Here is a 21132-nt window from a genome sequence, read left to right as displayed (position 1 = left end):
GTGAGCTTCAGTGCCGTCGACGTCATCACCACCAAGCGGGACGGCGGGCGCCTGTCCGACGAGGCGATCGACTGGGTGCTCGCCGCCTACACCCGCGGCGATGTCGCGGAGGAGCAGATGGCCTCGCTGGCGATGGCGATCCTGCTCAACGGCATGGAGGCACCGGAGATCTCCCGCTGGACCCAGGCGATGATCGACTCCGGGGAGGTCCTCGCGCTGCCGGACGTCGGCCGCCCGCTGGTCGACAAGCACTCCACCGGCGGGGTCGGGGACAAGATCACGCTGCCGCTCGCACCGCTCGTCGCCGCCTGCGGGGCGGCCGTCCCGCAGCTCTCGGGCCGCGGCCTCGGGCACACCGGCGGCACCCTGGACAAGCTCGAGTCCATCCCGGGCTGGCGGGCATCGCTCAGCACAGAGGAGATCGCGGCGCAGCTCGCGGACGTCGGCGCCGTCATCTGCGCGACCACGCCCACGCTCGCCCCCGCGGACCGCAAGCTGTACGCCCTGCGGGACGTCACCGGCACCGTCGAGTCCATCCCGCTCATCGCCAGCTCGATCATGAGCAAGAAGATCGCCGAGGGCACCGGCGGGCTGGTGCTGGACGTCAAGGTCGGGTCGGGGGCGTTCATGAAGTCCCTCGACCGCTCGACCGAGCTCGCCCGGACCATGGTCGCGATCGGCGGCGCCCACGGGCTGCCGACGCGGGCGCTGCTCACGGACATGTCGGTCCCGCTCGGCCGGACGGTCGGCAACGCGCTGGAGGTCGCCGAGGCCGTGGAGGTGCTGCGCGGCGGCGGCCCGGCGGACGTCGTCGAGCTGACGGTCGCGCTGGCGCGGGAGATGCTCTCGCTCGCCGGCCTCGACGCCGACCCCGCCGCGGTCCTCGCCTCGGGCGCGGCCCACGAGGTGTGGGAACGGATGATCGCGGCGCAGGGTGGGGACCCGTCCGCGCCGCTGCCCGTCGCGGCCCACGTCGAGCCGGTCGTCGCGGAGCGGTCCGGGGTGCTCTCGACCTGCGACGCGCTGGCCGTCGGGGTCGCGGCGTGGCGGCTCGGGGCCGGGCGGGCCCGCAAGGAGGACGCGGTGCAGGCCGGTGCGGGCGTCCGGCTGCTCGTCGAGGTCGGGGAGGAGGTCGAGGCCGGACAGCCGCTGCTGGAGCTGCACACGGACACGCCGGACGCGGTCGCCGGGGCCCGCGCTGCGCTGTCCTCCGGGTTGGTCGTGTCGGAGGAGCCGGCCGAACGGCCGCAGCTGGTGATCGACGCCCTGCGTTGAGAGTCGATCGACAGGTGGGTCGGCACGCCACGTCACTCGTCCGGCACGATGGCAGGTGATGCGCGACCAGCCGAACCCCCCGACACCCGAAGCCCCCCACCCCGGGGGCCCTGCTCCGGGTGCCGGTGGGCGCTGGGAGGTCCCCGCCGGCACCCGGCGTCCCGGCGGGGCGGTCAGCCCCGGCCCGGTCCGGCGCCCCGTCCCGCCGCCCTGGCGGCGCGGCCCCAACGCGGTCCACGACGGGCCCCTCGGCGGCGGCCCCTTCGACGACGACGCCCCCACCGAGCAGATCGCCCGGCAGGACGACGGCCGCTCCGAGCGCTTCGAGGAGGACCGGCCGACCGAGCTGATCTCGCCCGTCGGAGGCGGGCCGTCGCCGTCGCTCATGCGGTCCAGCGGCCTGATGGCGATCGCCAACCTGGCCAGCCGGATCACCGGGTTCCTGCGGCAGATCGCGCTGGTCGCGGTGCTGTCGTTCGGCCTCGTCAACAGCTCGTACACGGTTGCGAACACCCTGCCGAACATCGTCTACGAGCTGCTCCTCGGCGGCGTCCTGACCAGCGTGATGATCCCGCTGCTGGTCCGCGCGCAGAAGGAGGACGCCGACGGCGGCGAGGCCTACACCCGCAAGCTCCTCACCACCGCGGGCCTGGCCCTGCTGGTGGCGACGGTCGTCGCGATGCTGGCGGCCAAGCCGCTCGTCGAGCTGTACCTCGGCGGCCAGACGACGGAGAACGCCAACCCCGAGCTGGCCACGGCGTTCGCGGTGCTGCTGCTGCCGGAGATCTTCTTCTACGGGATCGGCGCGCTGCTCGGGGCGATCCTGAACAGCAAGGGGGTGTTCGGGCCGTTCGCCTGGGCGCCGGTGCTGAACAACGTTGTGGTGCTGGCGGTCCTGGCCGTCTACGCGCTCGTACCCGGCGAGATCAGCCTCGACCCGGTGCGGATGGGCGACACCAAGCTGCTGGTCCTGGGGCTCGGCACGACGCTGGGCATCGTCGTCCAGGCCGTCGTCCTGCTGCCGTCGATGCGGAAGCTGGGCGTCTCGTTCAAGCCCCTGTGGGGGTGGGACCCGCGGCTGTCTTCCGCCGGCGGGCTGGCGCTCTGGGTCGTCGCGTACGTCCTGATCGGACAGGCCGGGCTGATCGTGACCACGCGGGTCGGCTCGAGCGCGGACCCCGGCGCCGTCGCGATCTACAGCAACGCCTGGCTGCTCCTGCAGGTCCCGTACGGCGTCCTCGGGGTGTCCCTGCTGACCGCGCTGATGCCCCGGATGAGCCGCGCCGCGGCGGACGGGCGCTTCGACGACGTCGTCAGCGACCTGTCGATCGGCAGCCGGCTGTCCGCGGTCTTCCTGGTGCCGGTCTCGGTGCTGCTGACCTTCTTCGGCACCCACGTCGGTCTGGCGCTGTTCTCCCTCGGCGCCGGCAACTCCGGCGGCGGCGCGGCCAAGCTGGGGCTCGCGCTGGCCGTCTCCGCGTTCGGGCTGCTGCCCTACGCCGTGACGCTGCTGCAGCTGCGGGTGTTCTACGCGCTCACCGACAGCCGGACGCCCACGCTGATCCAGCTCGTCGTCGTCGCGGTGAAGATCCCGCTGCTGCTCCTCGCCCCGGTCGTGTTCACCCCGGAGAACGTGGTGCTCGGGCTGATGCTGGCGAACAGCCTGTCGTTCGTGGTCGGCGCGGTCCTGGGGCAGTTCCTGATCGCCCGCCGGCTCGGGCACGCGCGCAGCCGCGAGGTCCTCTCGACGACGTGGCGCACGCTCGTCGCGTCGCTGGCCGGCGGGGCGGTCGCCTACGCCGTCGTCCGGGGGATCGAGGCGCTCGGGCTGGACCTGGGGACCGCCGGGACGGCGTGGGTGCTGCTCGTCGTCGCGCTGCTCGTGTCGGCGCCGCTGATGCTGCTCGGGATGAGGCTGCTGAAGCTCGAGGAGCTCGGGCCGCTCTGGCGCAGGCTCCCGGGCGTCCGCAGCTGAGCCGTCCGGCGAACGCACGAACGGCACTCCCGCTCACCAGGGGCGAGCGAAAGTGCCGTTCGTGAAGGTCAGCAGGGGCGGGGACTCAGTCGTCCGGGTCCTCGGTGACGGTGTCCGCGGCGGAGTGGCCGTTCGGGCTCTTCACCGTCGCCCGGGCGCGGCTCGCGCGGCGCTGGGCCGGGCGGGGCGGCGGCGGCGGGGCCTGGGCGCCCGTGCCGCGGCCCAGGATGAGCTCCGCGAACGTGGCCATGGCCTCGTCGAGCTGACCGGCGTTGCGCCGCTCGGACTCCTCGTTGGCCTTGGCCACCAGGTTGCCGACCGACGCGGCGTCCGGCCGCGCCCGCAGTGTGCTGTCCAGCTCGCCCAGCTTCGCGTCGACGGCGCCGCTGAACTCGCCGAGCTTCCCGCCGACGTTGGTCTCCACCGTGTCGATCCGGCCGGCCATCTCGTCCAGCCGCGCGCTGACGGCCTCGAGGCGCTCGGCCAGCGAGCCCAGCGGCTCCGTCGGGTCGACCGCGGGGCGCGCGGCCAGGTCCTCGAGCCGGCGGTGCAGGCCCACGCTGGTGTCACCCAGCAGGTTCCGCACGCCCTCGTTGCTCTCCTCGAAGGAGCGGGTGGCGCCGTCGAGCTGCTCGCGCACCATCTTCTCGACGCCGTCGATCTTCTCGCGGATCGGCGTCGCGACCGCGTTCGGCATCGCGTCGAGCCGCATCTCGTGCCGGTCGAGGCGGTTGTCGAGGTCGTCGAGGCGCTTGTGCAGGCCGCCGAGCCGGTCGTCCAGGCCGTCCATCCGGCCGGAGACACCCTCGAGGCGCCCCGCCATGCCGTCGAGCCGCCCGTCGAGCTGGGCGATCGGCTTGGCCATCTTGTCCGGCAGGGACTCGATCGCGCGCACGACCGCGCCGATGGCGACCTCCTGCGCGTCGAGCTTGGCGACGGTCTCGTCCAGGCGCTCGGCCAGGACGCTCATCTCGGTGCGGTCCGGCATCTCGGAGAGACGCTTGCGAACCGTGCCCAACGCGTCCAGCGCGGAGAGCCGCGCGTGGATCTCGTCGAGCGAGTCGAAAACCTGTTGCTGCTCGCTGTCACGGATCTCTGCCGCACGCATCAGCATGCCGCGCATCCGGTCGAACGACAGGGTGGAGTTATCGCTCATCGCTGATTCGGCCTTTACAAAGATCCGGATGGGGGAGCACACACAGGGTAGCGACCCCCCGTGATCACTCTTCAGGGCCCGCCCGTTCGGCCGTCCGGGGGGCGCCGTTCGCCCGATCCGGCCTGGTCGAGACAGGTATAGCGTGTCGAGATGGCCGCTCCGACGACCGCGAACCCGACGAGCCCCGCGAGGGCCGTGCCGAACGCCGACGAGATCCGCGCTGCGCCGAAGGTGCTGCTCCACGACCATTTGGACGGCGGCCTGCGGGCGTCGTCGGTCGTCGAGCTGGCCGACGCCGTTGATTACGGAGCGTTACCAACACGGGATCCGGACGAGCTGGCAGGCTGGTTCCTCGGCGCCGCGCACTCGGGGTCGCTCGTCCGCTACCTGGAGACCTTCGGCCACACGGTCGCGGTGATGCAGACGGAGGAGGCCCTCGTCCGGGTCGCCGCGGAGGCCGCGGAGGACCTGGCCGCGGACGGGGTCGTCTACGCCGAGGTGCGGTTCGCACCGGAACTGCACGTCGAGCAGGGGCTGGACCTGCCGGCCGTCGTCGAGGCCGTGCTGGAGGGGTTCCGGGTCGGCACCGCACGCGCCGCCGAGCAGGGGCGCCGCATCCGGATCGGCTGCCTGCTCACCGCGATGCGGCACGCCGCGCGCTCCCGGGAGATCGCCGAGCTCGCCGTCCGGTACCGGGACGCCGGCGTCGTCGGGTTCGACATCGCGGGCGCCGAGAAGGGCTTCCCGCCCACCCGGCACCTCGACGCGTTCGAGTACGTCCGCCAGCAGAACGCGCACGTCACGATCCACGCCGGCGAGGCGTTCGGGCTGCCGTCGATCTGGGAGGCCGTGCAGTGGTGCGGGGCGGACCGGCTCGGCCACGGCGTCCGGATCGTCGACGACATCACCCTCGACACCCAGGGCAACGCCCTGCTCGGCCGGCTCGCCGCCTGGGTGCGGGACATGCGGATCCCGCTGGAGATGTGCCCGACGTCGAACGTGCACACCGGCGCCGCGAAGTCCCTCGCGGACCACCCGATCGGGTTGCTCCGGGACCTGCGGTTCCGGGTCACGGTCAACACCGACAACCGGCTGATGTCCGGCTGTTCGATGACGAGTGAGATGACCGCGCTGGTCGACACGTTCGGGTACGGCTGGGCGGACCTGCAGTGGTTCACCGTCAACGCGATGAAGTCCGCTTTCATCCACTTCGACGAGCGGCTCGCCCTGATCGAGAACGTCATCAAGCCCGCGTACGCGGAGCTCTGCAGCTGACGCTGCCCGTGCGCGGAGACCGTTGCCAGGGCGACGGTCTCCGCGCCCGAGCGCCGGAGGCGCGCTACACCGTCGGGGCCAGCACGATCGTCCACGGACGGCACCGGCCGGTGCAGAGCTCGACGGACGGCCCCTCGACGGGCCGGGGTGCGCAGGTCGTGAAGTCGACCGCCGCGCTCACGGCCGGACGAGCCGGGCCTCCATCTCCGTGACCAGCTCGCGCCAGCGGGCGGCCTCGGCGTCGAAGGGCGGGCTCGGGGCCAGCCGGGTCGGGTTCGGCCGGATGATGAACGACACGAGCCAGCCGAGGCTCTCGGATTCCGCGAGCGCCTCCTTCGGCTCCGGGTCGCCCGCCCACTCGGCGACGTCGAGGAGCAGCTCCGCGGCCAGCTCCAGCTGGGTCGGGTCGACCTGGAGGGTGCCCTCGGCGATGTCGTCGTCGAGGCCGCTGAGCACGTAGGCGTTCAGGTCGTCGACCTTCACCTCCAGGTCCCCGACCGCGGCGGCGTCCAGCACCTCCTGCCAGGTCGAGGCGGCGACGAGGTCGTTGTCGTCCTTGCCGCCGTCGGCCAGCCACCGGGCCAGCGCGCGCTCGGAGTCGAAGGCGTCGATGCGGCCGTTCGTCCCGAGGAAGAGGGGTCGGTCGTCGAGGTAGCAGCGCAGGGTGACGACCTCGCGGGAGCCGGTGGTGATCCGGATCGGGTCGATCCCGACCTCCTCCCAGAAGCCGACGGGCCTGTCCTCCTCCTCGTCCTCGGCGACCTGCTCCGCCGTCGCCCGCTCGGCGGCCTCGGCCTCGAGCGTCTCGTCGTCGGAGTCCTCGTCGTCCTCCCCGAGGAGGTCCTCCTCCTCGGCGACCCGCGCGGCGAGGGCCTCGGCCTCCTTCTCCGCCCGGACCAGCGCCGCCGCGTCCACCTCGGGGGTGGTCACCATCGCGTCGAGCGCGTCGACGATGTCGTCCCAGTGGTCCGCCACGGTCTGCACGACCTGGGCCCACAGCCGGCCGCCCTCGCGCCCGGAGAACGGCAGCGTGCCCTGGTCCAGCATCGAGAAGCCGGGGGCCGAGTCCAGGACGTCGGTGATCGCGTCGAGATCACAGACCTCCGCGAGCGACCGGACGATCCCGACGACCTCGCCGAGCTCGGCGATCGTCCACTGGTCCGGGTCCTCCGCGACGAGCTCGGGGACGCCGATGACGTCGTAGCGGTGGGTCTCCTCCGGCGTCAGCTCGGCCACCGAGAGCGTCGGGACGAGCTGCCAGGCCGGGTGGTCCGTGAGGTCGTGCTCGGCGGGTGACCGCACGAACGCGGCGAGCCGGGCGACCTCGGCGAAGCCGAACAGGGCGTCGTCGTCGCCGAGGAAGGCCTCCCACTCCTCCCCGTCCTCGCGCCAGCGCGGGGCCCAGAGGGTGACGAGGTCTCCCTCGGTCAGGGAGAGCTGGATCGGGACGATGTCGCTTGCCACGGCGCAGAGCCTAGCCGCGTCCGCTGTGCCGGTCCTGTGGTCAGGTCCCGACCGGGTGCCACACGGTCGTGATCTCGCAGTACGCCCGCAGCCTGCCGATCCCGGGCGGCTCGGTGAAGTCCGGCTCCGCGGTCGGCCGGGGCAGCACGCGCATGACCGAGTCCGCCGCCGCGCGCTCCAGATCGACGGCGGTGTCCCCCGGGGCCCCGACCAGGTCCAGCGCCGCCACCTCGGCGTGGCTCGCCAGCCACGGCGCGAGCTCCGCGGTCCGGCCGGTGAGCAGGTTCGCGACTCCCGCCGGCACGTCCGAGGTCGCGAGGACCTCCCCGAGCACGACGGCGGGCAGCGGCCGCTCCTGCGACGCCACGACGACGGCGGTGGCCCCGACGGCGAGCACCGGCGCGAGCACCGAGGTGAGCCCCAGCAGCGACGAGCCCTGCGGTGCCAGCACCCCGACGACCCCGGTGGGCACGGGCGTCGACGTGCACTCGTACGGGCCCGCGACCGGGTTCACCGAGCCGAGGACCGTCGCGACCTTGTCCGTCCAGCCCGCGTACCAGACCCAGCGGTCGATGGTGGCGTCGACGACGGCCGTGGCCTCGCGCCGGGACACCCCCTCCGCGGCGACGACCTCGTCCGCGGCCTGCTCGCGGCGTCCTTCGAGGACCTCCGCGACCCGGTAGAGGACCTGCCCGCGGTTGTAGGCGGTGGCCCCGGACCAGCGCGGCAGCGCCCCGCGGGCCGCGGCGACGGCGTCCCGGACGTCCTTGCGGGAAGCGAGCGCGGCGTGCGCGAGCAGCCGCCCCCCGGTGTCGCGGACCGGGTAGCTGCGCCCGGACTCCGACCGCGGGAACGCGCCGTTCAGATACAGCTTGTGGGTCTTGGCGACGGTGACCCTCGACTCCGTGCTCATCTCCGCCCCTCCGGTACTCGTGCGCGGAAATCATCGCCCTGGCGACGAGATCCGCGCACGGGCGCGTCAGCGCACATAGGCCTGCAGGCCGGTTCGGCCGCCCTCCCGGCCGAAGCCGGACTCGCCCGTGCCGCCGAAGGGCGCCGTGGGGTCGAAGCGGTTGAAGGTGTTCGCCCACACCACTCCCGCGCGCAGGCGCTGCGCGGTCCACAGGGCCTTGCTGCCCTTCTCGGTCCAGACCCCCGCCGAGAGCCCGTACGGGGTGTTCGTCGCCTTCGCGACGGCCTCGTCCGGGGTGCGGAAGGTCAGCACGGACAGCACCGGGCCGAAGATCTCCTCGCGGGCGATCCGCATGGTCTGCTCGACCTCGGTGAAGACGGTCGGCGGGAAGAACAGCCCGCGCTCGGGGAGCGCGCACGGGCTCGTCCAGCGCTGGGCCCCCTCGGCGTCCCCGGCCGCGGCCAGGTCCACGATCCGCTCCAGCTGAGCCCGCGAGTTGATCGCCCCGACGTCCGTGTTCTTGTCCAGCGGGTCCCCGACGCGCAGGCCGGCGATGCGCTCGCGCAGCCGCTCCAGGAACTCCTCGGCGATCGGCTCCTGGACCAGCAGCCGGGACCCGGCGCAGCAGACGTGGCCCTGGTTGAAGAAGATCCCGTCGACGACGCCCTCGACCGCCTGGTCCAGCGCCGCGTCCGAGTAGACGATGTTCGCCGCCTTGCCGCCCAGCTCCAGGGTGAGCGCGCGACCCGTCCCGGCGAGGCGCCGCTGGATCTGGATGCCGACCTCGGTCGAGCCGGTGAAGGCGACCTTGTCCAGGCCCCCGTGCCCGACGAGCGCGGCGCCGACCGCGCCGTCCCCGGGCAGCACGTTGAGCACACCCGGCGGAAGCCCGGCGTCGGCCGCGATCTCGGCGAGCACCAGGGCGCTCAACGGCGTGGTCTCGGCCGGCTTGAGGACGATCGTGTTGCCCGTCGCGAGCGCGGGCGCGATCTTCCACGCGGCCATGAGCAGCGGGAAGTTCCACGGGACGACGGCGCCGACCACCCCGAGCGGGGCGGGCGCGGGCCCCAGCCCGGCGTGCTCGAGCTTGTCCGCCCAGCCCGCGTGGTGGAAGAGGTGCGCGGACGCGGTGGGGACGTCGACGTCCCGGGTCTCGCGGATCGGCTTGCCGTTGTCCAGGGTCTCCAGCACGGCCAGCTCGCGGGCGCGCTCGGCGACGACCCGGGCGATCCGGAACAGGTACTTGGCGCGCTCCGTGCCGGACATCGGGCCCCAGACCTTCTCCTGGGCCGTGCGGGCCGCCGTCACGGCCGCGTCGACGTCCGCGTCGGAGGCGGTGCCGACCTCGGCGAGCGGTTCCTCGGTGGCCGGGTTCACCGTCGTCAGGGACTCGCCGTGGCCGTCGACGAACTCGCCGCCGATGAAGGGCCGGTAGGAGGGCCGCAGGCCCGCCAGCGCCGCGGACTCGGGCGCGGGTGCGTACGTCCAGGTCACGCGCCCACCCGGGCCCGGTTCTCGTAGTGCCCGGACGCCTTCGCCCGGCGCTGCAGCAGCAGGTCCCCGAGCAGCGACGACGCGCCGAACCGGAACAGCGCCGGCGTCAGCCAGGCCGGCCCCGCGACCTCGTTCACCGCGACGAGGTAGCGCAGCGCGTCCTTCGTCGAGCGGATGCCGCCCGCCGCCTTGACCCCGCGGTACTCGCCGGTCAGCCGGTGCCAGTCCCGCACCGCCTGCAGCAGGATGTGGACCACCGGCAGGGTCGACGCCGGGGAGATCTTGCCCGTCGACGTCTTGATCACGTCCGCGCCTGCGAGCAGGGCGAGCCAGGACGCGCGCCGCACGTCGTCGTAGGTCCCGAGCTCGCCCGTCTCGAGGATGACCTTGAGATGGGCGCGCCCGCAGGCCTGCTTGACGGCGACGATCTCGTCGAACACCGCGGTGAGGTCACCTGCGAGGAACGCGCCCCGGTCGATGACCATGTCGATCTCGGACGCGCCGGCCTCGACCGCCAGCCGCGTGTCTGCGAGCTTCACCTCCCGCGAGGAGCGGCCCGACGGGAACGCAGTGGCCACCGCCGCCACCGCGACCGAGGAGCCGCGCAACCTCTCGACGGCACGTCCGGCCAGGTCCGGGTACACGCAGACGGCCGCCACGGGCGGCACGTCCGGCTGGTCCGGATCGGGACGGCGGGCCTGGGCGCAGAGCGACGCGACCTTGCCGGGGGTGTCCGCACCTTCCAGCGTGGTCAGGTCGATCATGGAGATCGCCAGGTCGATCCCGCGGAGCTTGGCGTCGCCCTTGATGCTGCGGGTCTGCAACGCCGCAACACGACGTTCCAGGCCGACGGCGTCGACACCGGGCAGGCCGTGCAGGAACCGGGAGAGCGAGTGCTCGTCGGAACGCAGCAGGGCCTGATCGGGGAGCGGTGACGGGGGAGCCGCCGGGCCCGCGCTCCGCGCGGATCGGGCCTGGGCCGGGACGGTGCTGGTCACGGCCGCGAGTGTAGGCGGCGGGACGGGGGCGGCCGTCGTTCGTCCGGACGTCGGTACTGAGGGGAGCTGGGCGCATGTGGGGACGTGCGCTCGCGGTCCGTCGTATGGAGTTGTCCACCGGCGCGCTCGGGGTCGACGCGCCGGCGCGCGGGTCAGGTCGAGCTGTGCAGCCGGACCACTCCGACCGTGACGTCCTCGAGCCCGCCGCGATCGAAGTCCCGCCGCAGCTGGTCCGCCTTCACCGTCGCGGTCAGACCGTCGAACGGCCCGTGGGCGTCCACCTCCCCGGTCTGGGGGTCGACAGCAAGAACCACGTAACCGTCGCACTGCGTGAGCTTCTCAGCGGCAGCGACCAACGTCTGCTCGTCTGAAGTCGTGTTCTCCGGCACCGGATCACCTCCTAGTCATCTAGTACAGCGTCGCGGGGGCCTCCGGCGTGACAGTCTTTCGGTCTTACCACCCGTTCGGGTCAGGGTGAATATCTCAGATGATCACCGAAGGTGCGGGATCGGGGACTCAGGGCGCATGAAACCGGCGGATTCCCCTATGGTGATCGTCCGGTCGGTACGCGCAGTGATCATTTACGTGTACCGCGCGTTCCGGCTTCCTCGGCCGTGACGGAGCCGTGCCGAGGCACTAACCGAGGCGCGGTGAGGGTCCGCGGTGAAGTCATCCGGATGGTGCATCGACGGCTGCCGCGATGGTCTGTATGTGGTCTCCTCACCCCGAAGCGATCACGTTCTGTGTCCTGGAGCACATCCGCGGCCGGACGGCTCGACGCCCGCCCGAAGCGGAGTGCGTGGGTGCTTGGATCGGCGCATGCGCTGCCTCCGCACCCCGGACGAACGGTTCGACGGGCTCCCCGGCTTCCCGCAGACCCCGCGGTACGCCGAGGTGCCGGACCCGGATGGCGGCATGCTGAGGATGGCGTGGGTGGAGGAGGGGCCGTCCGACGGCCCGCCCGTCCTCCTGCTGCACGGCGAGCCGAGCTGGTCCTACCTCTACCGGACGATGCTGCCGGTGCTCGCCGCTGCGGGATTCCGCGCCGTCGCGCCGGACCTGGTCGGGTTCGGCCGCTCCGACAAGCCCGCCGAGCTCGCCGACCACACCTACGCCCGGCACGTCGAGTGGGTCCGCGCGCTGGCCTTCGACGTCCTGGGGCTCGTCGGCGTCACGCTCGTCGGGCAGGACTGGGGCGGGTTGATCGGGCTGCGTCTCGTCGCGGAGCACCCGGACCGGTTCGCGAGGGTCGTCGCGGCGAACACCGGGCTGCCCACCGGGGACACGGACATGCCGGAGGTCTGGTGGCGGTTCCGGCGCGCGGTGGAGAAGGCCGGTGCCGCCGGCGCCCTGGACGTCGGGCGCCTGGTGCAGTCCGGCTGCCGCACCCGCCTCGACGACGCGGTGCGCGCCGCGTACGACGCCCCGTTCCCGTCCACGGACTTCGCCGCCGCGGTGCGGGCGCTGCCGACGCTCGTCCCGACCCGTCCGGACGACCCGGCGACGACGGCGAACCGGGCCGCGTGGGCGGTCCTGGAGAAGCGCGACATCCCCTTCCTCTGCGCCTTCAGCGACGGCGACCCGATCACCGCGGCGATGGCGCCGCTGCTGGCCACGACGATGCCGGGCGCCGCGGGGCGCGAGCACCCGACGATCCGGGACGCGGGCCACTTCCTGCAGGAGGACGCGGGGCCGGCGCTGGCCGCGGTCGTCGTGGAGTTCGCGTCGTGATCCCGGCCCGGACGCCGTGATCGCCGGATAGGGTCCCGCCCATGGACGTCCAGGTCGTCGACCACCCCCTGGCCAAGGCCCGGCTGACCACGATGCGCGACGCGCGCACGGACAACGCCGCGTTCCGTGCCGCCCTCCGTGAGCTCACGCTGATGCTCATCTACGAGGCCACCCGGGGCGCTCCCGTGACGACCGCGCCGCTGCACACCCCGGTCGCGCGGACCACCGGCCACCGGCTCGCCAGCCCGCCCGTCCTGGTGCCGGTGCTGCGGGCCGGACTCGGCATGGCCGACGCCGCGCAGAACCTGATCCCCGAGTCCCAGATGGGGTTCGTCGGGGTCGCGCGGGACGAGGAGACCCACCGGCCGACGCCGTACATGGAGTCGCTCCCGGAGTCCCTCGTCGGGCGGCCGGTGTTCGTGCTGGACCCGATGCTGGCGACGGGCGGCTCGATGTTGCACACGATCGGCCTGCTCACCGCCCGTGGCGCGGACGACGTGACCGCGGTCTGCGTGCTGGCCGCACCGGAGGGCGTCGAGGCGCTGAGGTCGAGCGGGCTGCCCGTCCGGCTCGTCACCGCGAGCATCGACGAGCGGCTCAACGACTCGGCGTTCATCGTCCCGGGGCTGGGCGACGCGGGGGACCGGCAGTTCGGCGCGGTCTGACGACGAGAATCCCCCGGCGGTCTCGACGTCGCGGTGAACCCACCCACGAGGAGGCCACCGTGAGGTGCACGGCCCCGGCCGCCGCCCTGTAGCGCTCGGCTCCGGTCAGGAGAGTCCCGGCTCCGATCAGGACCGGCCCGGCTCCGACCAGGAGCGCAAGGCGCGGGGTCGAGAGCGCGAGGCCCCGATCAGGACCGCCAGCCGTCCACAGCGGCCCGGACCATCGCCGCGAAGCCCTCGCCCGGGTCCCCGCCCCCGGCCGGCACCGCGTCCCGCAGCTGCAGGGACACGAGGCCGTGCAGGGCGGCCCAGAGACCGAGCGCGACCGTCGCCGCGTTCGCGTCACCGCGCAGCACGTCCGCGCGCATCGCTCGCTCCACCGCCGCCACCAGTGGTTCGAACGCGGCGTCGCGCAGGCCGCGGGACTCGTCGTCGAGCTCGGCGCTGCCGAACATCGCGTCGTAGAGGTGGGGCTCGTCTAGCGCGGCGTCGCGATAGGCCAGCCCCAGGGCGACGAGGCCCGACGCGGGATCCCCGCTGTCCGGGACGGCGGCGAGGCGGGCACCGAGCCGGCGGAACGCCTCGTCGACGAGTGTCTTCACCAGACCGGGTTTGCCGCCGAACAGGGAGTAGACCGCGGTGGTCGACGTCCCGACGTCCGAGGCGAGCTTGCGCAGGCTCAGCCCGTCGACGCCGTCGGAGGACAGGAGCTGGCCGGCGCGATCCCGCAGCCGCGCGCGCAGCGCGTCGTCGTGGACCTTGGGCCGTGGCACGTTCGGAGGCTATCTCGCACGTGCACGGCGCGCCGTGTAACGGAACGACTCTCCGACCAGAGATCAGTTCGGGTCCCTCTGTCGGGGGACGCGCTCGGGGATCGTGGGGGGTCGGATGCGGGTTGCGGTGAGGCACCTGCGGTTCGTCGTGACGGTGCTGGCCGCGCTTCTGCTCCTCGGCGTGCCGGTCGCGGACGCCGGGATCGCCGTCCCCGGCGTGCGGACCGTCGGCACCGGTCCGGACACGCCGCTGCCGGTCCTGCGGGTGATGCCGCTCGGCGCGTCCAGCACCGAGGGCGTCGGCAGCCCCGCGACGGCGGGCTACCGGGGCCCGCTGCTGGCCGACCTCGACCGCGACGGCGTCGCGATCGACTACGTCGGATCCCGCAGGAGCGGCCCGGCCGGCCTGCGGGACCGGGACCACGAGGGACACTCCGGCTGGACGATCGAGAAGATGCTGCCGGTCGTCGACGGCTGGGTGCGCGCGGCGGACCCGGACGTGATCCTGCTGCACATGGGGACCAACGACATCGGCAGCGGGGCGAGCGGGGCGGTCGTCGCCCGGCGGCTCGACGCGCTGCTGGCGAAGGTGACCGCCGCGGCCCCGGACGCGCACGTGATCGTCGCGGGGGTGTGGGCGAAGTTCCCCGACCGGGCCACGGCGCGGGCCGAGCTGGCTCGGCTCACCCCCGGGGTCGTCGCGGCCCACGTGGCGCGCGGCGAGTCGGTCGAGTACGTCGACAACTCGAACCTGTTGGGCGCCGACGACTTCACGGACTCGTTGCACGCCGACGCGGGCGGCTACTCGAAGATCGCCCGGATGTGGGCGACGGCGATCGAGGGCCGGCCGGCGCAGGAGAAGGCCGCGTCGTCCCCCTCGGCGTCGTCCCCCTCAGCGTCGTCCCCCTCGGCGTCGTCCTAGTCGGACAGCCCCGCGGCGACGGTCGCGCCGAGCTCCCAGCACGCCTCCAACGCCGCCTTGTCCGGCGCCCCCATGACCTCCACCGGTGCGGCCGCGGCCTTCCACCCCATGCCGGACGCGATCGCGGCGACGGCCTTCACCGCGCCCTCGACGCCCTGGTTGCCGTGCACGTAGACGCCGTAGGGCAGGCCCCGGGTGTCGTCCGCACAGACGTAGAAGACCTGGTCGAAGAAGTGCTTGAGCGCACCGGACATGTAGCCGATGTTCGCCGGGGTGCCCAGCACGACGCCGTCCGCGGCCAGCAGGTCGCTCGCGGTGGCGGCCAGCGCGGCGCGGCGCACGACCTCGACGCCGACGATCTCGGGGTCGGAGGCCCCGCGGACCACGGCGTCGAGCAGCTCCTGGGTCGCGGGCGAGGGGGTGTGGTGGACGATCAGCAGCCGGGACATCTCACGCCTCCTGCAACAGGTCGCCGACCTCCGCGCGCAGCGCCGCCAGCCGGTCGGTGGCGCGGGCCCGGGCTTCGTCGAGGCCGTCCGTGACCGGCTCGACGACCTCCAGGTAGGCCTTCAGCTTCGGTTCCGTGCCCGACGGGCGGATCACCAGCCGCTCGCCCGCGCGCCGCAGCCGCAGGACGTCCGGTGCCGGACGGTCGATCTCCCAGCCCTGCGGCGGCTGCGCGCCGAGGCGGGCGACGACGGCGTCCCGGGCGGCGGGCTCCATCCGCAGCGAGACGCCCGCGGTGAGGTGGACCCCGTGGGCGGCCGCGAGCTCGTCGAGCCGGTCGAGGAGGGTCCGCCCGCGAGCCCGGAGCCCGGCCAGGAGATCGGCCGCGAGCACGGCCGCCGCGATGCCGTCCTTGTCCCGCACGGCATCCGGGTCCACGCAGTAGCCCAGCGCCTCCTCGTACCCGTACACGAGCCCGGGCCCGCCGCGGACGATCCACTTGAAACCGGTGAGGGTCTCCGCGTAGCGCGCGCCGTACGCCTGCGCAATGCGCCCCAGCATCGACGACGAGACGACGGTCGTCGCCACCAGCGGATCGGTGTACCCGCCGCAGCGCAGCAGGTGGTCCCCGAGCAGCACACCCGTCTCGTCCCCGCTGAGCATCCGCCACATGCCGTCCGGGCCGGGCACGCCGAGCGCGCAGCGGTCCGCGTCCGGGTCCAGCGCGATCGCGAGGTCCGCGTCCACCTCGGCGGCCAGCGCCAGCAGCGCGTCCGTGGCGCCGGGCTCCTCCGGGTTCGGGAACGCGACGGTCGGGAAGTCCGGGTCCGGCACCGCCTGCGACCCGACGACGTGGACGTCGGTGAAACCCGCCCGGGACAGCGCGTGCACCGCCGCCCGCCCGCCGACGCCGTGCAGGGGGGTCAGCGCGATCCGGAGACCCCGGGCGCCCCCGCGGGGCAGCGAGGCGACCCGAGCGAGGTAGTCCTCGACCGGGTCGACGACCGTCCGTACGGGCGCCGTCGGGATCGAGAACGCGCCGGGCGCGGCGGTGATCGCGGCCTCGATCTCGGCGTCCACCGGCGGCGCGAGCTGCGCGCCGTCGGCGAGATAGACCTTGTACCCGTTGTCCGCCGGGGGGTTGTGCGACGCCGTGATCTGGATTCCCGCGACGGCGCCGATCCGGCGGACCGCGAAGGCCAGCACGGGCGTCGGCAGGGGTTCGGGGAGGACGTGGACGGCGAACCCGGCGCCCGCGAGCACCTCCGCGGCGGCCCGGGCGAAGGCCTCGGACCCGTGCCGCGCGTCCCGCCCGACGACGACCGGCCGGCCGCCGTCGCCGCGCCCGGTCAGCCAGGCCGCGAGACCGGCCGTCGCCCGTCTGACCACCGCCACGTTCATCCCCGACGGCCCGGCGCGCACCGGGCCGCGCAGGCCGGCGGTCCCGAACCGCAGCGGCCCGGACATCCGGTCCGCGAGCTCGGCGGCGTCGCCCGGCGCGCCGCCCGCCAGCGCCGCGGCGAGCAGGGCCTGCAGCTCGGCCCGGGTGCCGGGGTCCGGGTCGTCGGCGATCCAGCGGTACGCGGCGTCGCGGAGGGCGGGGGTGAGCACGTCAGACCTTGGCGACGAGATCGCGCAGCAGCTCACCCATCCGCGTCGCGGACTCGCGGCCCGCCGCGAGGACCTCCTCGTGGTCCAGCGGCTGCCCGGTCATGCCGGCCGCCAGGTTCGTGACCAGGGACAACCCGAACACCTCGACGCCCGCGGCGCGCGCCGCGATCGCCTCCAGCACGGTGGACATGCCGACCAGGTCCGCGCCCAGGGCGCGCAGCATCCGGATCTCCGCGGGGGTCTCGAAGTGCGGCCCCGGCAGCCCCGCATAGACGCCCTCCTCGAGCAACGGGTCGACCTCGCGCGCGAGCGCGCGCAGGCGCGGGGAGTAGAGGTCCGTGAGATCGGTGAACCGCGGCCCGACGAGCGGCGAGCGGGCCAGCAGGTTGAGATGGTCCGCGATCAGCACCGGCTGCCCGACGGACATGCCCTCCCGGATCCCGCCGGCGGCGTTGGTCAGCACGACCGCGCGGCAACCCGCCGCGGCCGCGGTCCGCACGCCGTGCACCACCGAGTCGACGCCGTGACCCTCGTAGAGGTGGGTGCGCCCGAGCAGGACGAGCACGCGACGCTCGCCGATCCGAACCGAGCGGATCGTGCCGCCGTGGCCCTCCACGGCGGGCCGGACGAAGCCCGGCAGCGAGGCCATGGTCACCTCGGCGTCCGCGATGCCGATCACGTCCGCGGCGGCCCGCCAGCCCGAGCCCAGTACCACTGCGACGTCGTGCCGGGAGACCCCCGTGCCCCGCGCGAGGGCGCCCGCGGCCTCGGTGGCCGCGTCACCCGAGAGGTCCGTCCCCGGTCCGGTCGCGATCGTCATGCGATCACCCTAGGGCGGACACGCCCCGCGGGATCACGTACCGCCGCCGGTGGCGGCGAACCGCGCGGCCAGGGCGTCCATCAACTCCGTCGCGCGACCGATCTCCCGGCCGTCCGGGACGCTCAGGGTGATCGCCCACACGCCGGTGGCGTCCGGCACGATCCGCACCAGGTTCGCGCGCTGCTGGTCCCCGTTGCGGGTGCGGTAGAAGCGCTGCTCCCCGTTCGCCGCGGGGGCGACGCCGCTGGCCTGCCCGCCGGCGACGGCGTCGACGCCGAGCCCCTCGGCCGTGAACGCGTCCGTGATCTCGGAGGCGGCCTTCGCGTGGCGGACGCCGAGCTCCTCGGTCCCGTCTGGACTGACGAACCGGACCTCGCCGGTGCCGTCCCCGGCGTCCAGGCGGTACTCGGCCCAGGCGGCCGGGACGTCCATCGAGAAGCCCAGCCGGTCCGAATGCCTGACCGTCGGGCTCTGCGCGGTCGTCACGGAGACGGTGGAGAGCGGGGCCTGCCCGGCGATCGTGCGGGTGACGGCGTAGCCGCCCACGGCTCCCGCGATCACCAGCACGGCCCCCGCGACGGCGAGGACTGCGGACAGCCCGCCCGACATCCGCACGGGGGGTGCCGTGCTCCGGCGCGCCGGGCGGAGGGCGACGGGGTGCGCGGCCGTGCCCGACGGCGTCCCGGCCGGTGCCGCTCGCCGGCCCGCCTCGGCCGTCCCGCCGCCCAGGCCGGCGGGCAGCGGACCCGGGGAGGCGGCGAGCGGTGCAGGGCGGGAGCCACCCGGGGCCGGGAGCCGCGAGGAGCCCGCGACCCCGGCGCGCTGCGAGCGTTCGGCGGGGTGCTCGGTGACCGCGCCCGACGACGCGGACCGCGGCGTCGGCACCTGGTCCCCGGGCCGGGTGATCATCGCGGCGACGGTGGGCGCGTCCGGGGAGCCGGGGTAGAGCGGGTCGTCCGGGTCCGCGAGCAGCGGGCGCAACCGGCGCCGCACCTCGTCGAGCGGCATCCGGCGCTCCGGCTCCTTGACCATCAGCGCGGCGATCACTTCGGTGATCGGGCCGGAGCCGCTGGGCCGCGGCACCTCGCCGTCCACGACCTCGGTGATCGTGGACACCGGGTCCCCGTGCACGTCGTAGGGCGGGCGGCCCTCGATCGCGGCGAACAGCGTCGCGCCCAGGCCCCACAGGTCCGCGGCCGGCGTCACGGGTTGGCCCGCGGCGACCTCGGGCGCGATGTAGGCGGGGGAGCCGAGGACGAGCCCGGCGGTGGTCATCGGGGCGTCCGCGACGTTGCGCGCGATGCCGAAGTCCGTGAGCTTGATCCGGCCGTCGTGGGCGACGAGGACGTTGCCCGGCTTGACGTCCCTGTGCGTGATGCCCGCCCGGTGCGCCGCGCGCAGGGCCGCCCCGGTGGCGAAGCCGACGACCCCCGCCTGGACGGACGAGAGCCGCCCCTGATCGGTGATCAGCATGGCCAGGTTCCGCGACGGGACCATCTCGAGGACGACCATCGGCTGGCCGTCGACGTCGACGACGTCGAACACGGTGATGACGTTGGGGTGGGACAGCCCGCCGAGGGCGCGCGCCTCGCGCAGCATCCGCTCGCGCATCGCCAGGGCTTCGCCGTGCGGGATGCCCGGCGGCACCTTCAGCTCCTTGACCGCGACCCGGCGCTGGAGCACCTCGTCGTAACCGGACCAGACCGTGCCCATCGCGCCGCTACCCAGTTTCGACGACAGCCGGTAGCGGCCGCCGATGAGGCGCTGTTCCTCATCACCCGGGATGGACACGGCGGCCATTGTCCCCGGCGGACGTCACGCTCCGGCAACTGCCCCGGTCCAGGCCCCGGGAGACGGCCGGATGGAGGCTCCGCCGCGCCTCGCCCGACCCCGAACGGACGCGTAGCGGAAGTGCTCGGGTACAGTCGGTGACGGCCGGAGGGACCGTTCGCAGGGCGACGAGCGGCCGCGTAGTCCGTTCGTCGCACTCGGCACTGACCGTTCGCCACCGGCTTCCCGCCCGCCCGCAGCAGGTCGCCGACCCCTCGGCGCGCGACCCCCTGAAGTGCCGGTTTCGGGTTGGTACACCGCTGTCCGGGTGAGCACCATGGGTGCATGCAGGAAAGAGCGAAGAGCCCGAGCGGGGTGGTCCGGGCCGGTGGGGCTCGATGACCGTGCTGCAGGCGCGCCCAGAGCTTTCCGGCCCCGACGGCCCCGTCACCGATCTCGGTGCCGGCACCGGGCCCGCGTGGCTCGACACCTGGCTCGCGAGCAGCAGGGACGACCTCGTCACCTGGCGTCGCCTGCTGCACGCCGATCCTGAGCTCGGCCGCGCCGAGCACCGGACCACGGCGATGATCGCCCGCACGCTGCTGGCGGCGGGCCTCGAACCGCGCACGCTTCCCGGGGGTACGGGCCTGGTCTGCGACGTCGGGTACGGCGAGCGCTGCGTGGCGCTGCGCGCGGACCTCGACGCGCTTCCGCTGCAGGAGGAGACGGGTCTCCCGTTCGCCTCCTGCACCCCGAACGTCATGCACGCCTGCGGGCACGACGCGCACACGGCGATGGTCCTCGGGGCGGGCCTGGCGCTCGCGTCGGCGCCGTCGCTGCCCGGCCGCGTCCGGCTGGTGTTCCAGCCCGCCGAGGAGATCCAGCCCGGCGGCGCGCTCGACGTGGTCGCGGACGGCGCCATGGAGGGCGTGGAGCGGATCTTCGCGCTGCACTGCGACCCGCGCCTGGAGGTCGGCAAGCTCGGCACCCGGGTCGGGCCGATCACCTCGGCGTGCGACGTCGTCGAGGTCCGGCTGACCTCGCCCGGCGGGCACACCGCCCGCCCCCACCTCACGGCGGACCTGGTGGAGGCGCTGGGCCTGCTGATCACCCAGCTGCCGCTCCTGCTCACCCGTCACGTGGACCCGCGCTCCGGCACGGTCCTGGTCTGGGGTGCGGTCCAGTCCGGCGAGGCGGCGAACGCGATCCCGCAGTCCGGGGTCCTGCGCGGCACGCTGCGCACCGCGGACCACGACACATGGGCGGGCATCGAGGAGAAGTTCCGGTCACTCGTCGCCGCCGTCCTCGCGCCGCTCGGCGTCGGGTACGTCATCGACTACACCCGCGGTGTCCCGCCCGTGGTCAACGACGCGGTCAGCTCGGGCATGCTCCGGGACGCCGCGATCACCCTCGGCGGGCTCGACGCGGCGGCGGACACCGAGCAGTCCAGCGGCGGCGAGGACTTCGCCTGGTACCTGGAGAAGGTCCCGGGCGCGATGGCGCGGCTCGGCGTATGGCCGGGGGTGGGCCCGATGAAGGACATCCACCAGTCCACGTTCGACCTCGACGAGCGCGCCCTCCCCGTGGGGGTCCGGGTCCTGATCAACGCAGCCCTCTCCGCCCTGGCGTAAGCACCCGGCCCCGCCGACCCCGCGAGTCGCGATGTGAGGCCGCGCGAGTCGCGATGTGAGGCCGCGCGAGTCGCGATGTGAGACCGCGCGAGTCGCGATGTGAGACCGCGCGAGTCGCGATGTGAGGCCGCGCGAGTCGGTGCCAGCGGCCTGGCGAGTCGGGATCTCCGGCCCGGCGAGTCGGGATCTCAAGCCGGCGCGAGCCGCATCGT

General features: G+C 74.1%; 18 protein-coding genes. 7 read left to right on the top strand and 11 right to left on the bottom strand.

Going from position 1 to position 21132, the window contains the following annotated elements; all coding sequences use genetic code 11:
• Both WBK50_RS27560 and murJ read left to right on the top strand, forming a co-directional pair.
• Positions 1-1275 carry a thymidine phosphorylase gene (locus WBK50_RS27560; RefSeq protein ID WP_341338391.1) on the top strand — a complete coding sequence of 425 codons (1275 nt, stop codon included), beginning with the start codon at positions 1-3 and terminating at the stop codon, positions 1273-1275.
• Positions 1276-1333: 58 nt separating this feature from the next.
• Positions 1334-3250, top strand: coding sequence for a murein biosynthesis integral membrane protein MurJ (gene murJ / locus WBK50_RS27555; RefSeq protein WP_341338390.1), 1917 nt, complete (start codon positions 1334-1336; stop codon positions 3248-3250).
• A gap of 85 nt (positions 3251-3335) precedes the next feature.
• On the opposite strand, the gene WBK50_RS27550 is transcribed toward murJ, so the two are convergent.
• Positions 3336-4406: a PA containing protein gene (locus WBK50_RS27550; protein WP_341338389.1), complete on the bottom strand. Its 1071-nt coding sequence runs from the start codon at positions 4404-4406 to the stop codon at positions 3336-3338.
• A 150-nt stretch (positions 4407-4556) separates the two neighbouring features.
• On the opposite strand from WBK50_RS27550, the gene WBK50_RS27545 reads away from it, so the two are divergent.
• A complete protein-coding gene (locus WBK50_RS27545) occupies positions 4557-5681 on the top strand; it encodes an adenosine deaminase (RefSeq protein ID WP_341338388.1) in 1125 nt (374 codons plus the stop codon).
• Between the two features lie 177 nt (positions 5682-5858).
• Here WBK50_RS27545 and WBK50_RS27540 read toward each other — a convergent pair whose 3' ends face one another.
• From WBK50_RS27540 to WBK50_RS27520, 5 genes are all read right to left on the bottom strand, one after another.
• Positions 5859-7145, bottom strand: a complete 1287-nt coding sequence (locus WBK50_RS27540; protein WP_341338387.1) for a primosomal protein — start codon at positions 7143-7145, stop codon at positions 5859-5861.
• A gap of 40 nt (positions 7146-7185) precedes the next feature.
• Positions 7186-8058: an aldehyde dehydrogenase family protein gene (locus tag WBK50_RS27535; RefSeq protein ID WP_341338386.1), complete on the bottom strand. Its 873-nt coding sequence runs from the start codon at positions 8056-8058 to the stop codon at positions 7186-7188.
• Between the two features lie 66 nt (positions 8059-8124).
• A complete protein-coding gene (locus tag WBK50_RS27530; protein ID WP_341338385.1) occupies positions 8125-9552 on the bottom strand; it encodes an aldehyde dehydrogenase family protein in 1428 nt (475 codons plus the stop codon).
• Entirely contained in the window at positions 9549-10466 is a 918-nt protein-coding gene (deoC, locus tag WBK50_RS27525) for a deoxyribose-phosphate aldolase (RefSeq protein WP_341339517.1), read from the bottom strand. Before deoC ends, WBK50_RS27530 begins: the two co-directional genes overlap by 4 nt.
• 236 nt (positions 10467-10702) lie before the next feature.
• Positions 10703-10939: a hypothetical protein gene (locus tag WBK50_RS27520; protein WP_037046372.1), complete on the bottom strand. Its 237-nt coding sequence runs from the start codon at positions 10937-10939 to the stop codon at positions 10703-10705.
• Positions 10940-11369: 430 nt separating this feature from the next.
• Between WBK50_RS27520 and WBK50_RS27515 the strand changes: the two genes are divergently transcribed.
• Complete coding sequence (locus tag WBK50_RS27515; protein ID WP_341338383.1) at positions 11370-12281, top strand: haloalkane dehalogenase; 912 nt, start codon at positions 11370-11372, stop codon at positions 12279-12281.
• A gap of 41 nt (positions 12282-12322) precedes the next feature.
• The gene (gene upp, locus WBK50_RS27510) at positions 12323-12946 is read left to right on the top strand and encodes a uracil phosphoribosyltransferase (RefSeq protein WP_341338382.1); all 624 of its coding nucleotides are present in this window, start codon (positions 12323-12325) and stop codon (positions 12944-12946) included.
• Between the two features lie 188 nt (positions 12947-13134).
• Here the strand turns inward: upp and WBK50_RS27505 are convergent, their stop codons facing one another.
• Entirely contained in the window at positions 13135-13719 is a 585-nt protein-coding gene (locus WBK50_RS27505; protein ID WP_341338381.1) for a TetR/AcrR family transcriptional regulator, read from the bottom strand.
• Positions 13720-13834: 115 nt separating this feature from the next.
• On the opposite strand from WBK50_RS27505, the gene WBK50_RS27500 reads away from it, so the two are divergent.
• Complete coding sequence (locus tag WBK50_RS27500; RefSeq protein WP_341338380.1) at positions 13835-14641, top strand: SGNH/GDSL hydrolase family protein; 807 nt, start codon at positions 13835-13837, stop codon at positions 14639-14641.
• Here the strand turns inward: WBK50_RS27500 and WBK50_RS27495 are convergent.
• Genes WBK50_RS27495 through WBK50_RS27480 form a run of 4 tightly spaced genes read right to left on the bottom strand, consistent with a single transcriptional unit; the run spans position 14638 to position 19319 of the window.
• On the bottom strand, positions 14638-15090 hold the full coding sequence (locus WBK50_RS27495) for a flavodoxin family protein (RefSeq protein ID WP_341338379.1): 453 nt from the start codon (positions 15088-15090) through the stop codon (positions 14638-14640). The genes WBK50_RS27500 and WBK50_RS27495 overlap by 4 nt on opposite strands.
• Position 15091: 1 nt before the next feature.
• Entirely contained in the window at positions 15092-16699 is a 1608-nt protein-coding gene (locus WBK50_RS27490; RefSeq protein ID WP_341338378.1) for a phospho-sugar mutase, read from the bottom strand.
• Between the two features lies 1 nt (position 16700).
• Positions 16701-17519, bottom strand: a complete 819-nt coding sequence (locus WBK50_RS27485; protein ID WP_341338377.1) for a purine-nucleoside phosphorylase — start codon at positions 17517-17519, stop codon at positions 16701-16703.
• Positions 17520-17552: 33 nt separating this feature from the next.
• On the bottom strand, positions 17553-19319 hold the full coding sequence (locus WBK50_RS27480; RefSeq protein ID WP_445942311.1) for a protein kinase domain-containing protein: 1767 nt from the start codon (positions 19317-19319) through the stop codon (positions 17553-17555).
• A 368-nt stretch (positions 19320-19687) separates the two neighbouring features.
• On the opposite strand from WBK50_RS27480, the gene WBK50_RS27475 reads away from it, so the two are divergent.
• Positions 19688-20920: an amidohydrolase gene (locus WBK50_RS27475; RefSeq protein ID WP_341338375.1), complete on the top strand. Its 1233-nt coding sequence runs from the start codon at positions 19688-19690 to the stop codon at positions 20918-20920.
• The last annotated feature ends 212 nt before the right edge of the window (positions 20921-21132 follow it).

Source organism: Pseudonocardia sp. T1-2H, from assembly GCF_038039215.1.
In the GTDB taxonomy this organism is placed as follows: Bacteria; Actinomycetota; Actinomycetes; order Mycobacteriales; family Pseudonocardiaceae; genus Pseudonocardia.
Note: the sequence above shows the minus strand (reverse complement) of the source record. Positions and strands in the feature narration are given on the sequence as shown.

Bases quoted from the DNA above. Each gene is read 5' to 3' on its own strand.
- WBK50_RS27485 (WP_341338377.1), bottom strand. From the start codon at position 17,519: ATGACGATCGCGACCGGACCGGGGACGGACCTCTCGGGTGACGCGGCC.
- WBK50_RS27515 (WP_341338383.1), top strand. From the start codon at position 11,370: ATGCGCTGCCTCCGCACCCCGGACGAACGGTTCGACGGGCTCCCCGGC.
- WBK50_RS27500 (WP_341338380.1), top strand. From the start codon at position 13,835: ATGCGGGTTGCGGTGAGGCACCTGCGGTTCGTCGTGACGGTGCTGGCC.
- WBK50_RS27550 (WP_341338389.1), bottom strand. From the start codon at position 4,406: ATGAGCGATAACTCCACCCTGTCGTTCGACCGGATGCGCGGCATGCTG.
- WBK50_RS27480 (WP_445942311.1), bottom strand. From the start codon at position 19,319: ATGGCCGCCGTGTCCATCCCGGGTGATGAGGAACAGCGCCTCATCGGC.
- WBK50_RS27545 (WP_341338388.1), top strand. From the start codon at position 4,557: ATGGCCGCTCCGACGACCGCGAACCCGACGAGCCCCGCGAGGGCCGTG.
- WBK50_RS27495 (WP_341338379.1), bottom strand. From the start codon at position 15,090: ATGTCCCGGCTGCTGATCGTCCACCACACCCCCTCGCCCGCGACCCAG.
- WBK50_RS27535 (WP_341338386.1), bottom strand. From the start codon at position 8,058: ATGAGCACGGAGTCGAGGGTCACCGTCGCCAAGACCCACAAGCTGTAT.
- upp (WP_341338382.1), top strand. From the start codon at position 12,323: ATGGACGTCCAGGTCGTCGACCACCCCCTGGCCAAGGCCCGGCTGACC.
- WBK50_RS27475 (WP_341338375.1), top strand. From the start codon at position 19,688: ATGACCGTGCTGCAGGCGCGCCCAGAGCTTTCCGGCCCCGACGGCCCC.
- murJ (WP_341338390.1), top strand. From the start codon at position 1,334: ATGCGCGACCAGCCGAACCCCCCGACACCCGAAGCCCCCCACCCCGGG.